The sequence below is a fragment of the Paraburkholderia sp. genome (genome assembly GCF_036488505.1).
Taxonomy (GTDB): domain Bacteria; phylum Pseudomonadota; class Gammaproteobacteria; order Burkholderiales; family Burkholderiaceae; genus Paraburkholderia.
The window spans coordinates 1-12059 of the sequence record NZ_DASXHN010000385.1 but is presented as its reverse complement, the minus strand read 5'-3'; the positions used below and the strand labels follow the sequence as shown (position 1 = coordinate 12059).

At 62.5% G+C, this 12059-nt stretch carries 14 protein-coding genes; 12 read left to right on the top strand and 2 right to left on the bottom strand.

All coding sequences use genetic code 11. From position 1 onward, the window contains the following. Positions 1-864 precede the first annotated feature (864 nt). The 4 genes from VGH68_RS22690 to VGH68_RS22675 are packed head-to-tail and all read left to right on the top strand — an operon-like array spanning position 865 to position 3997. Positions 865-1902: an RluA family pseudouridine synthase gene (locus VGH68_RS22690; protein WP_331605955.1), complete on the top strand. Its 1038-nt coding sequence runs from the start codon at positions 865-867 to the stop codon at positions 1900-1902. After that, positions 1895-2554 carry an HAD-IIIA family hydrolase gene (locus tag VGH68_RS22685; RefSeq protein WP_331605954.1) on the top strand — a complete coding sequence of 220 codons (660 nt, stop codon included), beginning with the start codon at positions 1895-1897 and terminating at the stop codon, positions 2552-2554. Before VGH68_RS22690 ends, VGH68_RS22685 begins: the two co-directional genes overlap by 8 nt. Beyond that, positions 2551-2967, top strand: coding sequence for a Rieske (2Fe-2S) protein (locus VGH68_RS22680; RefSeq protein ID WP_331605953.1), 417 nt, complete (start codon positions 2551-2553; stop codon positions 2965-2967). Before VGH68_RS22685 ends, VGH68_RS22680 begins: the two co-directional genes overlap by 4 nt. Before the next feature lie 28 nt (positions 2968-2995). Next, complete coding sequence (locus VGH68_RS22675) at positions 2996-3997, top strand: S49 family peptidase (protein ID WP_331605952.1); 1002 nt, start codon at positions 2996-2998, stop codon at positions 3995-3997. A 110-nt stretch (positions 3998-4107) separates the two neighbouring features. Here VGH68_RS22675 and VGH68_RS22670 read toward each other — a convergent pair whose 3' ends face one another. Both VGH68_RS22670 and VGH68_RS22665 read right to left on the bottom strand, forming a co-directional pair. Then, positions 4108-4827, bottom strand: coding sequence for an SAM-dependent methyltransferase (locus VGH68_RS22670; RefSeq protein ID WP_331605951.1), 720 nt, complete (start codon positions 4825-4827; stop codon positions 4108-4110). Beyond that, entirely contained in the window at positions 4824-5441 is a 618-nt protein-coding gene (locus VGH68_RS22665; protein WP_331605950.1) for a Maf-like protein, read from the bottom strand. Before VGH68_RS22665 ends, VGH68_RS22670 begins: the two co-directional genes overlap by 4 nt. Before the next feature lie 285 nt (positions 5442-5726). Between VGH68_RS22665 and VGH68_RS22660 the strand changes: the two genes are divergently transcribed. From VGH68_RS22660 to VGH68_RS22625, 8 genes are all read left to right on the top strand, one after another. Beyond that, positions 5727-6365 (top strand): DUF177 domain-containing protein, encoded by a 639-nt coding sequence (locus VGH68_RS22660; RefSeq protein WP_331605956.1) that lies wholly within the window; start codon positions 5727-5729, stop codon positions 6363-6365. A 100-nt stretch (positions 6366-6465) separates the two neighbouring features. Next, positions 6466-6645 carry a 50S ribosomal protein L32 gene (gene rpmF, locus VGH68_RS22655; RefSeq protein ID WP_006051932.1) on the top strand — a complete coding sequence of 60 codons (180 nt, stop codon included), beginning with the start codon at positions 6466-6468 and terminating at the stop codon, positions 6643-6645. Between the two features lie 123 nt (positions 6646-6768). Then, positions 6769-7875 (top strand): phosphate acyltransferase PlsX, encoded by a 1107-nt coding sequence (gene plsX, locus VGH68_RS22650; RefSeq protein WP_331605949.1) that lies wholly within the window; start codon positions 6769-6771, stop codon positions 7873-7875. Next, on the top strand, positions 7875-8864 hold the full coding sequence (locus tag VGH68_RS22645) for a beta-ketoacyl-ACP synthase III (protein ID WP_331605948.1): 990 nt from the start codon (positions 7875-7877) through the stop codon (positions 8862-8864). The genes plsX and VGH68_RS22645 overlap by 1 nt, the downstream gene beginning before the upstream one ends. A 115-nt stretch (positions 8865-8979) precedes the next feature. Beyond that, entirely contained in the window at positions 8980-9915 is a 936-nt protein-coding gene (gene fabD / locus VGH68_RS22640; RefSeq protein WP_331605947.1) for an ACP S-malonyltransferase, read from the top strand. Positions 9916-10026: 111 nt separating this feature from the next. Next, positions 10027-10776, top strand: a complete 750-nt coding sequence (fabG, locus tag VGH68_RS22635) for a 3-oxoacyl-ACP reductase FabG (protein WP_331605946.1) — start codon at positions 10027-10029, stop codon at positions 10774-10776. A 149-nt stretch (positions 10777-10925) separates the two neighbouring features. After that, entirely contained in the window at positions 10926-11165 is a 240-nt protein-coding gene (gene acpP, locus VGH68_RS22630) for an acyl carrier protein (RefSeq protein WP_004197638.1), read from the top strand. 231 nt (positions 11166-11396) lie between these two features. Further along, the coding region (locus VGH68_RS22625) for a beta-ketoacyl synthase N-terminal-like domain-containing protein (protein ID WP_331605945.1) at positions 11397-12059 on the top strand (663 nt) is incomplete at its 3' end.

The following is a 12059-nucleotide window of genomic DNA, read 5'->3' as shown; positions in this document are numbered from 1 at the left end:
ATATTGCCTTTGCGCTGTTCGCGCCCGGCGGTTTCGATGTCGATATCGATGAGTTTTTGCCCATCGACGATGGCGACGCGCAGTTCTTCCTGCTGCGTCGCGTTGAACAACATTCGTTTCATTGAACGGCTCCAGAGCGGCCTCGCCGGCCCGGGCTGCGCGGTTGTCAGTCGCGAGAGCCAGGAAGGGCAGCGGCGTGCCGCGTCTTATTGTGATTTCACAAGCACGCTGGAGCGGGAAAGATGGCGGGAGAATTGCCTGAGAGGGCCCGCGCCCATCGAAAACGGGCACGGTGCCGAAGGGCACATGCGAACACGGCTTCAAATCATGACCTGACACGCCCCGGTTTGCCGGCAGACCTTCACAAGCGTTCGTCCTGTCATGCCGGCGCGCCAACTGGGCGCGCGAGCAAACGGCGAAAGCCGGGTCATGCCGCAACGGGAAGTTCGCGCAGGCGGCGCGTCTTTTCCTGCTGAGGGGTGTCTCGCTTCATTTTTTGACGTCGCCATGTCTTGCACTTTCTACAAGACGCCTCGGGCGCACGCCGTATTTTCGCAACTTGCAGCTTCGTCCAGCAGGGCGTCAGACCACCCGGACCGCGGAGCTGAAAGCTAAATTCTTTTTTACCAAGATTCCGTTACCGTCGAAGCCGACCTTGACCGAACGCGCCTATGGGCGCCGTCCCTGCCGGGCACTGACTTCGTGCGTGCAACTTGTTGCATCTCATTTTAAGGGTGAGCAACCAGACCCCGGCGCAAGTAAAATAACGGTTTAATCGCTTACGCCTGCGCAATCCACCGCGTTCCGGACGCTGTACGGACACTGCACCGGCCGCCGCAGACTACTGGGCAAATTATATTCAGAATGAAAGAGTTAGGCAAAACATCCCAGAGATCGGCTGCAAGCGTGCCCGCAAGCGACCAGGTGTCGCTGCTGGAAATCGACGACAGTTCGGCCGGACAGCGCATCGACAATTTCCTCCTGCGCGTGTGCAAGGGCGTGCCGAAAAGCCATATCTACCGCATTCTGCGCAGCGGCGAAGTCCGCGTCAACAAGGGCCGGATCGATGCGCAGTACCGGCTGGAATTCGGCGATCTCGTGCGCGTGCCGCCGATCCGCGTCGCGCAGCCCAATGAAGCCGTCGCGCCACCACCTGTTCCCGTTGGCGGCTTTCCGATCCTTTTCGAAGACGAACATCTACTGGTGATCAACAAGCCGGCCGGGGTCGCGGTCCACGGCGGCAGCGGCGTGGCATTCGGTGTGATCGAACAGATGCGCGGCGCGCGCCCGCAGGCGAAGTTCCTCGAACTCGTGCATCGGCTCGATCGCGAAACCTCCGGTGTGTTGATGCTCGCGAAAAAGCGTGCAGCGCTCGTCAATCTGCACGAGCAAATCCGCGATAACCGGATGGACAAGCGGTACTACGCGTGCGTGCACGGCGAATGGGCTGGCGACTGGGGGCGCCGCCGCGCGGTGAAGGAGCCGCTGCACAAATACCTGACGGCGGACGGCGAGCGCCGCGTGCGGGTGCAGGCGGATGGGCTTGCATCGCACACGGTGTTCAATCTCGTCGACCGCTGGCCGGGCTACGCGTTGCTGGAGGCTGAACTGAAGACGGGGCGCACGCATCAGATCCGCGTGCACTTGCAGCATCTGGAACTGCCGATCGTCGGCGACGCCAAATACGGCGATTTCGCACTAAACAAGGCGCTCGCGCGCGCCAACGCGAAGCCGGGCATCAAGCGGATGTTTCTGCACGCTTACCGGCTGAAGCTCACGCACCCGGCCACCGGCGCGCCGTTGCAGCTGGAAGCGCCGCTGCCCGCCGACTGTCGCAGCTTCATCGAGCAACTCAACGAACTACGGACTGGCTCCAACCCGGAGACGACATTGCATGGCTAGAGAGCAGTTTGACCTGATTGTGTTTGACTGGGACGGCACGCTGATGGACTCGACCGTGCACATCACGCGCAGCATTCAGGCGGCGTGCCGTGACCTCGGCTTGCCCGTTCCCGCCGACGAAGCGGCGAGCTATGTGATCGGTCTTGGGCTGCGCGATGCGCTGCAGCTGGCCGCGCCGACGCTCGATCCGTCCGATTATCCGCGTCTTTCCGAGCGTTATCGCTTCCATTATCTGGTCAAAGATCAGACCACCGAGCTGTTCCCCGGGGTGCGCGACATGCTTCACGAGTTGCGCGATCTGGGCTACCTGCTGGCTGTCGCGACCGGCAAGAGCCGCGTCGGGCTGAACCGCGCGCTGGACCAGGCGCGTCTGACGAGCCTCTTCGACGGCACGCGCTGCGCCGACGAAACCTTCTCGAAGCCGCATCCCGCGATGTTGCACGAGCTTACGCGCGAACTGGGGCAAGATACCGCCCGTACCGTGATGATCGGCGACACGACGCATGATCTGCAGATGGCGGTGAACGCCGGCGTGGCCGGGATCGCCGTCACTTACGGCGCGCATCCCGCCAATTCGCTGAGCGCGATGGAGCCGAAGTTCGTCGCGTCGAGCGTGAGCGACCTGTCCGGCTGGCTGCGGGAGAACGCATGAGCGCTGACGGGGGAGACGGCGCGTCCGCGGCCGCCACGCCCGCCGTGCGCATCTGCGCGGCGGCGGAACTGGTCGACGGCGGCCTGGGCATCCGACGCGACGCGCGAATGGCTGGACAGGACGTCGTCGTGTTCTTCATCCGTTACGACGGTCGCGTGTACGGCTACTTGAACCGTTGTGCGCACGTGCCGATGGAACTCGACTGGTCGGAGGGGCAGTTCTTCGAGTCGTCCGGCTTATACTTGATGTGCGCGACGCACGGCGCGATTTACGCGCCGGACACGGGCAAATGCGTCGGTGGACCCTGCCGCGGCGGCAGGTTGCGTACGGTGCAGGTCGAAGAGCGCGAGACGCCCGAAGGCCGCGCGGTGTTCTGGTTGCCTGACGGCGAGATGATGCCGGCCACGACCTGATTTTCCTTTTCAACTTTCCATTGCCTGCATGTCCGACCATCTGACCCCAGAGAAAGATCCCGCCCCGGGCGGCCGTTTCCGCGCGCCTGCCGACGAGCCGGGCTGGGAGCGCGCCGCGCTGGAACGCATTGCGCTCGCGGCCATCAATGAGCAGCGCGCTGCGCGCCGCTGGCGAATTTTTTTCCGTTTTGTGTTGCTCGCGGTGTTGGCGCTAGCCGTATGGGCCGCGCTAAACGTTTCAGGCGAGCGCGTTACGACCGCGGGCCGACACACAGCGATGGTGACGCTCGATGGCGAGATCGCGTCGGATACCAACGCGAACGCCGAAGACATCAACACGGCGCTCGATACCGCCTTTGAGGATTCCGGCACGGCCGGCGTCATCCTGTATTGCAACAGCCCGGGCGGCAGCCCGGTGCAGGCCGGCATCATCAATCGCGAAATTCGCCGGTTGCGCGGCAAGTACCCGTCCATTCCGCTGTATGCGGTGGTCGGTGACATGTGCGCGTCAGGCGGCTATTACGCGGCGGCGGCGGCCGACAAGATCTACGTCGACAAGGCGAGCATCGTCGGTTCGATCGGGGTGCTGATGGACGGATTCGGTTTTACCGGTCTGATGGACAAGCTGGGTATCCAGCGCAGGCTGCACACGTCAGGCGAGAACAAGGGCTTTTTCGACCCGTTCTCGCCCGAAACGCCGAAGATGGACGAACATGCGCAGGCGATGCTCGATCAGATCCACGCGCAGTTCATCGAGGCGGTCCGCCAAGGCCGCGGCACACGCCTGCATGAGACGCCGGACATGTTTTCGGGCCTGTTCTGGACCGGGCAGAAGGGCGTCGAACTGGGTCTTGCGGACGGTTTCGGAGATTCGGACTACGTCGCGCGCGAGATCTTCAAAGCGCCGGATATCGTCGATTACACGGTTAAAGAGAGCATAACGGACCGCGTTGCGCGCAAGTTCGGGGCGGCGGTGGGTGCTGGCGCAATGCGGGCGATGGCGCTCGGCGCGAAGCTGAACCTGCATTGACGCTAGCTGTGATCAATGAGCCCGTGCAACCGGCGTTGTTGCGCGGGCTTCCGTCATTTATGTGGGGCGCGTTCTCGCACGCGCCTACGGGCTGTCACTCGATGTCGCGCTCAGATCGCCAGAATCAGAAAGATTGCTGGTCGCTTATGCAGATCAGGCTGAGGCCTTTTCTTCCAGTCCGCCACGGTGCGGCTTACGACCGTTTCCGTCGGTAGCGTCAGGTCGACTGCCACGCAAACCAGCGTCGACGGTGCGCAACTGGCAAGCAGCGTATCGAGCAACGCGCGATTGCGATAAGGCGTTTCGATAAAAATCTGCGTCTGCTTACCCTTGCGCGACTGTTGTTCCAGATCGCGCAGGCGCTTGGCTCGCTCGGCGGCGTCTACAGGCAGATAGCCATGAAATGCGAAGCTTTGGCCGTTTAGGCCCGACGCCATCAGCGCTAGCAGAATCGAGCTCGGCCCCACCAGCGGCACGACCTTTACGCCGCGCTCGTGGGCGCGGCGTACCAGCAACGCGCCGGGGTCCGCCACCGCCGGACAGCCGGCCTCCGAGACGAGCCCGGCGTCGGTGCCCGCCAGCAACGGCGCGAGCAGGCGGTCGATCTCGCCGGCTGGGGTGTTGACGTTCAGTTCGCGAATCTCGATTTCCTGAATCGGGCGCTCGGTGCCGACTTTCTTCAGGAATGCGCGGGTGGTTTTCGCGTTCTCGCCGATGTAATAGTGCAGCGATGATGCGCGGGCGCGGACCGGCGCCGGCAGCACCAGATCGAATGCGCTCGCGTCGCCTTCGCCCAGGGTGTTCGGAATCAGATACAAAGTGCCGGTCATCGCGGCTCCAGCAGCGGATAACCGGCCGCGAGCAACATGCGCGAAAGCGCGATCAGCGGCAGGCCGACCAGCGCGGTCGGGTCGTCGGAATGGATGGCCTCCAGCAATGCGATGCCGAGCCCTTCGGATTTGGCGCTGCCGGCCACGTCATATGGCGTTTCGGCGCGCAGATAGGCGTCGAGCGTATCGTCCGGCACATCACGGAAGCGCACGCGGGTGATGACGTCGACGGTTTGCTCGATGTCGGTCACGTTGTCGAGCAGACACAGCGCGCTATGGAACAGCACTTCGCGGCCCCGCATCGCCTGAAGTTGGGCTAGCGCTTTATCGTGCGTGCCGGGCTTGCCGATCTGTAGACCGTCATAGGTGGCAACCTGATCGGAGCCGATCACGAGCGCGGGTTCGCCGAGCGCAAGGCCTTCAGCCACCGCGCGGGCCTTGGCTTCGGACAGACGCAGCGCGGTGGCTTCGGGCGCTTCGCCAGCGAGCGGTGTTTCGTCGATCGCGGGCACGACGACGTCGAACGGCACACGCAGGCGTTCGAGCAATTCGCGGCGATACTGCGAACTCGACGCCAGAATCAGGCGTGGCGGGCGTTTGAGGGAATCAGGCATGGTTAAGCGGAACCTAAGGAGGCGGGGCGTACGCGGTCGCGCGCTTACGGGCTTAAGTGTTTGACTCGAAAAGACAAAGCGGATATCATTTTCGGCTTTTTACGGTATGCTTGCGCTTCAGGATTCCGGGCACGTTCAGCGGCTTGCGGCGGCCTGAAGGGCTGACAAGGTCGCGGAACGCAGTAGCCGCAAATCCCGCCGGCTGTCTCGCAAACCAGTTTGTCTCCGCGGTGGCTTGCCGCCGCGGACCACCCCGGCAACATGCTTGCCGACGCAGGAGCCCACATGACTCAACATCCTGGCAAACCTGCAGGTCTGACCGACCCGCGCGAAGTCGATCTGTTCGAATTTGCGCGGAGCGGGCGACAGGCTGCGGGTGTCGTGCGCGTCTCGCAACTGCCGCGCATGTTAAACGAAGTCCCAGCGGAAGCGCCAGATCGCGATACGGGGTTCAGGTGGCAAGCCGAAGGGACGACGCAGCCGGAATTGCAGGACGACGGCACCGAAGGTCCCCAGCCTTACCTGAGGTTGGCGATTCACGGTGCTGCATGGCTTGAATGTCAGCGGTGCTTGACGCCGTATTCGCAGGTTTTCAACGTCGACGCAACTTACCGGATCGTCAATACGGAGGCGGAAGCCGAAGAGTTTCCGCTCGACGAGGATGAAGTCGAGGTGATCGTCGGCTCGCGCCAGTTCGATCTCATCGACCTGATGGAAGAAGAGTTACTGCTTTCCTTGCCGCTCGTGCCGAAGCACGAAGTTTGTCCGGAAGTGCACGAGAGCCTCGTTTCGGGCGCCGACGGCAGCGACGGGGACGAGGCTGTGCCGGACGAGGCTCGCGAAGCGGGTGAGTCCGAGCGGCTCAATCCGTTCGCGGCACTTGAAAGTCTCAAGCGCGACGCGCCCGGCGGCAGCAAGCATTAAACAGTTTCAGGGAGCGCGATGCTGGCGCATTGGCCATTCGGCCAGTGGCGGAAACCGTATCGGGCTGTGTTAGAATTCGGAAAATTAACAGGAGTTAGTCATGGCAGTTCAGCAAAACAAGAAGTCGCCGTCGAAGCGCGGCATGCACCGTTCGCACGATTTCCTGACGGCCGCGCCGCTGGCTGTCGAGCCGAGCACCGGGGAAGTGCATCTGCGTCACCACGTTAGCCCGAACGGCTACTATCGCGGCAAGAAAGTCGTCAAGACGAAGAACGACTAATCGTTCACTGCGATGCGCCCTCTGGCGTTTCGCGTGGCGATCGGCTCGCTTGACATTTTCCCGGTTCGGCAAAAAGGCGGCATTCAACTGCCGCTTTTTTGTGTCTGAAATTCGTCGCACTCCATGACAGTAAAGCTCACGATAGATTGCATGGGAGGCGACCACGGCCCGTCCGTGACCGTTCCCGCTGCCGTCAACTTCGTTCGTTCGCATCCCGACGCGCAACTACTGCTCGTCGGCATTGAAACTGCGATTCGTGCACAGCTGAAAAAGCTGAAGGCTCAGGATCTACTGGCGGTGACCGTCGTGCCTGCTTCCGAGGTCGTCGCGATGGATGACCCGGTTGAGGTCGCGCTGCGCAAGAAAAAAGATTCATCGATGCGCGTGGCGCTGAACCGCGTCAAGGAAGGCGAGGCGCAAGCCTGCATTTCCGCCGGCAACACCGGCGCGTTGATGGCTGTTTCCCGCTATGTGCTCAAAACCCTGTCTGGTATTGAACGCCCGGCGATCGCGTTTGCCCTGCCCAATCCCCATGGTTATACGATGATGCTCGACCTGGGCGCCAACGTCGACTGTGAGCCGCAGCATCTGCTTCAGTTCGCCGAGATGGGGCACGCGCTGGTGTCCGCGCTCGAAGGCAAGGAGCGGCCGACCATCGGGCTGCTCAACATTGGCGAAGAAGTCATCAAGGGCAACGACATCATCAAACGCGCCGGCGAAATGCTGCGCGCCAGTACGCTGAACTTTCACGGCAACGTCGAGGGCGACGACATCTACAAGGGCACGGTCGACGTGATCGTCTGCGACGGTTTTGTCGGTAACGTCGCGTTGAAGACGTCAGAAGGTCTCGCGCAGATGCTCTCCGACATCATCAAGGAAGAGTTCGGCCGCTCGTGGCTGACCAAGGTGATGGCGGTGCTCGCGTTGCCCGTATTGATGCGTTTCAAGAAACGTGTCGATCATCGGCAATATAACGGCGCCGCGTTGTTGGGATTGCGCGGTCTGGTCATAAAAAGCCACGGTTCGGCCGATGCCTACGCGTTTGAGTGGGCTATCAAACGCGGGTATGATGCCGTCAAAAACGGCGTGCTGGAGCGCCTTGCGCGAGCAATGGAAGAGAACGCCGGTTCTCTGGAACAGGCGGCGCGCGACGCAAGCGGTGCGGGTCACGCAACCCCGATCGCAGGCCAGCCGGCCGAGCCCTACGCTGCGCACTCCTCGAAGGCATAATGGCTCACTCCACTATCTATTCCCGTGTGCTGGGTACCGGCAGCTATCTGCCGCCGCAGCGCATTACCAATCAGGATCTGGCTGAGCGTCTCGCGAAGCAAGGCGTCGAGACGAGTGACGAATGGATCGTCGCGCGCACGGGTATTCATTCGCGTCACTTTGCCGATCCTGACGTCACGACCAGCGACCTCGCCCTGATTGCCTCGCAGCGTGCGATCGAAGCGGCGGATATCGACCCGCAGTCGATCGACCTGATCGTCGTCGCCACTTCCACGCCAGACTTCGTCTTTCCGAGCACCGCCTGTCTGCTGCAAAACAAGCTCGGCATCAAGAATCACGGTGCCGCGTTCGACGTACAGGCGGTCTGCTCTGGCTTCGCGTATGCCGTGGCCACGGTGGACAGTCTCATTCGCAGCGGCCAGCATCGCACCGCGCTCGTGATCGGCGCGGAGACGTTCTCGCGCATTCTCGACTTCAACGACCGTACCACCTGCGTGCTGTTCGGTGATGGCGCGGGCGCAGTGATCCTGCAAGCATCGGACGAACCGGGTGTGCTGTCGAGCGCGTTGCACGCGGACGGCAGCTATTCGAGCATTCTGTGCACACCGGGCAACGTGAATGGCGGGGTGGTCGCCGGCAGCGCGTTCCTTCATATGGACGGCCAGGCGGTGTTCAAGCTTGCAGTCAACGTGCTCGAAAAAGTCGCAATCGAAGCGCTCGAGAAAGCCGATCTGAAACCTGAACAGGTCGATTGGCTGATTCCGCACCAGGCCAATATCCGTATCATGCAAAGCACTTGCCGCAAGCTCGGTTTGCCGCAGGAGCGCATGGTGGTCACTGTGGGCGAGCACGGCAATACGTCGGCGGCGTCTATTCCGCTCGCACTCGACGTCGCGGTGCGCGATGGCCGCATCAAGCGCGGCCAGAACGTGCTGATCGAAGGCGTCGGCGGCGGCTTCACATGGGGCGCGTCAGTCATTCGTTATTGAGCGCGGCGACGCGTCGCAAGGCGCCGCTGGCGGTGCCTGCGCGACGGGCGTAAAGCTCGCGCCCGTGGCCACCGCACACGGCGGCCACATCGACTAAACCGATTTTGGGGACGATATGAAATTCGCGTTCGTTTTTCCTGGGCAGGGCTCGCAGGCGGTCGGCATGCTCAACGCATTCGCCGTCCACGCGCTCGTGCGCGAGACGGTTCAGGAAGCCTCCGACGCACTCAATCAGGACCTCGCCAAACTGATCGCCGAAGGCCCTACCGAAGATCTCAACCTCACGAGCAACACCCAGCCGGTCATGCTGACCGCTGCCTATGCGATATATCGCGCGTGGCGGCAGGCGGGCGGCCCGGCGCCGGCGATCGTCGCGGGCCATAGCCTGGGCGAATACACCGCGCTGGTCGCGGCCGGCGCGCTCGCGTTTCGCGACGCGGTGCCGCTCGTGCGGTTCCGCGCGCAGGCGATGCAAACCGCGGTACCGGTAGGCGTTGGCGGCATGGCCGCGATTCTCGGCCTCGACGACGACACGGTGCGCGCGGTCTGCGCGGAAGCGTCGGCGGCGGGCGTCGTCGAGGCGGTGAATTTCAACGCTCCGGCTCAAGTCGTGATTGCGGGCCACAAGGTCGCGGTCGAGAAGGCTTGCGAAATCGCGAAGGCAAAAGGCGCAAAGCGAGCGCTGCCGCTGCCGGTGTCGGCGCCGTTCCACTCGTCGCTGCTCAAGCCGGCGTCGGACCAGCTGCGCGAATACCTCGCGAGCGTCGATGTGCAGGTGCCCTCGATTCCGGTCATCAACAACGTCGACGTCGCGGTGGTCAGCGAACCCGCCGCGATCAAGGACGCGCTGGTACGCCAGGCGGCTGGTCCAGTGCGTTGGGTCGAGTGCGTTCAGGCGATGGCCGCGCAGGGCGTCACGCATGTGATCGAGTGCGGTCCGGGCAAGGTCCTTGCGGGGCTGACCAAACGTATCGACGGTAATCTCGCCGGGGCATCGGTATTTGATCCGGCGTCGCTCGAAGAAACGCTGAAGCTCGTGACGGCAGGCTGAGCTCGCTGTTCGCGAGGCGCCGACAAAACCGTGCCGCGAGCAAGCGGCATCCTTCGGCACCAGAATCAACAAGAATCAATCAGCTCGCTGAGCGGGCATCCGGACTGACAGATGGAAAAGACTCTCGACAAGCAGATCGCAATCGTGACGGGCGCGTCGCGCGGCATCGGCCGTGCGATCGCGATGGAATTGGCGCGCCAAGGCGCGACGGTCATCGGCACGGCGACCAGCGAAAGCGGCGCGGCCGCGATCACCGATGCGTTCAATGCGGCCGGGGTGAGCGGCCGCGGCGCGGTCCTCAACGTCAATGACGCGGCGGCCGCTGAAGCGCTGATCGATGGCACCGTCAAGGAATTCCACGCGCTGCACGTGCTCGTCAACAACGCCGGCATCACGCAGGACCAATTGGCGATGCGTATGAAGGACGACGACTGGGACGCGGTGATCGACACCAATCTGAAGTCGGTGTTTCGCCTGTCGCGCGCGGTGCTGCGTCCGATGATGAAGGCGAGGGGTGGCCGCATCATCAACATCACGTCGGTGGTCGGCTCGGCCGGCAACCCGGGGCAGATCAATTACGCGGCCGCGAAGGCCGGTGTCGCCGGCATGACCCGCGCGCTCGCGCGCGAGATCGGTAGCCGTGGCATCACGGTCAACTGCGTCGCCCCGGGTTTTATCGATACGGACATGACGAAGGCGCTGCCCGAAGAACAGCACACCGTTCTGAAAACGCAGATTCCACTCGGCCGTCTCGGCAGCCCGGAAGACATCGCCCACGCGGTCGCATTCCTCGCGTCGCCGCAAGCGGGGTACATCACCGGTACTACGCTGCACGTGAACGGCGGCATGTACATGCAATAACCGATTCCCGTTACTATCCCGCCTCGATGCGGCTGTAGAAGCGCGAGGCGCATGCCTTGACAGGAACCTGATGTGCGGCTTTTTTGCCGGGTCAAACCTGATAAAATGCGCGCACCTGTATTTTTGAACTTTTTTCCCTTGGAGGGGTAATGGACAATATCGAACAGCGCGTCAAGAAGATCGTCGCGGAACAACTGGGCGTTGCGGAAGCGGAAATCAAGAACGAAGCGTCGTTCGTGAACGATCTCGGCGCCGACTCGCTCGACACCGTCGAGCTCGTGATGGCCCTCGAAGACGAGTTCGGCATGGAAATTCCGGATGAAGAAGCCGAGAAGATCACTACCGTTCAGCAAGCAATCGACTACGCTCGCGCGAACGTCAAGGCCTAAGGTCATTCGCGCCTGCGTTTCTGCATTGGCGGCGCATGATGCCCTGCCGCACCTTTGCCGGCGCCAGCGGGGCTGGTCCTTTTCACCGCGCCGCTTGCCGTGCAGGAGCCTGCGATGCTGACAGCGCAATTTTCCGCGCGATTGCCGACTTAAACAGCCACAGGGCACACAGGGCAGATTCCTGTGGCCGCTGTGGCTTTTGCTTTTGTCATCTATGAAAAAGGGGTTACCGTGAGCCGCCGTCGTGTTGTTGTTACAGGCCTGGGGCTGATTTCGCCTGTTGGCAATAATGTTGCCGATGGCTGGGCCAATCTGGTCGCCGGCAAGTCGGGTATTGCCAATATCACGAAGTTCGATGCGTCGAACTTTTCGACTCGTTTCGCCGGCGAGGTGAAGGGCTTCAATATCGAGGACTACATCCCCGGTAAGGAAGCGCGCCACATGGATACGTTCATCCATTACGGCGTGGCTGCAGGCATCCAGGCGATGCAGGACAGCGGCCTCGAAGTCACTGACGAGAATTCGGAGCGTATCGGCGTAGTGGTCGGTTCGGGCATCGGCGGTTTGCCGATGATCGAAGTGACGCAAACCGAACTGCTCAATCGCGGCCCGCGCCGTATCTCGCCGTTCTTCGTGCCGGCGTCGATCATCAACATGATCTCCGGCCATCTGTCGATCAAGTTCGGCATCAAGGGTCCGAATCTGGCGATCGTCACGGCCTGTACCACGGGCCTGCACTGTATCGGCGAGGCTTCGCGCCTGATCGAGTACGGCGACGCCGATGTGATGATCGCGGGCGGTGCCGAGTCGACCGTGTCGCCGCTCGGTATCGGCGGCTTTGCGGCGGCGCGCGCGCTGTCGCAACGCAACGACGATCCGGCGACCGCGAGCCGT

Excerpts from the sequence above, each read along its gene's own strand:
- VGH68_RS22690 (WP_331605955.1), top strand. The coding sequence starts at position 865 with ATGAAAGAGTTAGGCAAAACATCCCAGAGATCGGCTGCAAGCGTGCCC.
- VGH68_RS22685 (WP_331605954.1), top strand. The coding sequence starts at position 1,895 with ATGGCTAGAGAGCAGTTTGACCTGATTGTGTTTGACTGGGACGGCACG.
- VGH68_RS22680 (WP_331605953.1), top strand. The coding sequence starts at position 2,551 with ATGAGCGCTGACGGGGGAGACGGCGCGTCCGCGGCCGCCACGCCCGCC.
- VGH68_RS22675 (WP_331605952.1), top strand. The coding sequence starts at position 2,996 with ATGTCCGACCATCTGACCCCAGAGAAAGATCCCGCCCCGGGCGGCCGT.
- VGH68_RS22670 (WP_331605951.1), bottom strand. The coding sequence starts at position 4,827 with ATGACCGGCACTTTGTATCTGATTCCGAACACCCTGGGCGAAGGCGAC.
- VGH68_RS22665 (WP_331605950.1), bottom strand. The coding sequence starts at position 5,441 with ATGCCTGATTCCCTCAAACGCCCGCCACGCCTGATTCTGGCGTCGAGT.
- VGH68_RS22660 (WP_331605956.1), top strand. The coding sequence starts at position 5,727 with ATGACTCAACATCCTGGCAAACCTGCAGGTCTGACCGACCCGCGCGAA.
- rpmF (WP_006051932.1), top strand. The coding sequence starts at position 6,466 with ATGGCAGTTCAGCAAAACAAGAAGTCGCCGTCGAAGCGCGGCATGCAC.
- plsX (WP_331605949.1), top strand. The coding sequence starts at position 6,769 with ATGACAGTAAAGCTCACGATAGATTGCATGGGAGGCGACCACGGCCCG.
- VGH68_RS22645 (WP_331605948.1), top strand. The coding sequence starts at position 7,875 with ATGGCTCACTCCACTATCTATTCCCGTGTGCTGGGTACCGGCAGCTAT.
- fabD (WP_331605947.1), top strand. The coding sequence starts at position 8,980 with ATGAAATTCGCGTTCGTTTTTCCTGGGCAGGGCTCGCAGGCGGTCGGC.
- fabG (WP_331605946.1), top strand. The coding sequence starts at position 10,027 with ATGGAAAAGACTCTCGACAAGCAGATCGCAATCGTGACGGGCGCGTCG.
- acpP (WP_004197638.1), top strand. The coding sequence starts at position 10,926 with ATGGACAATATCGAACAGCGCGTCAAGAAGATCGTCGCGGAACAACTG.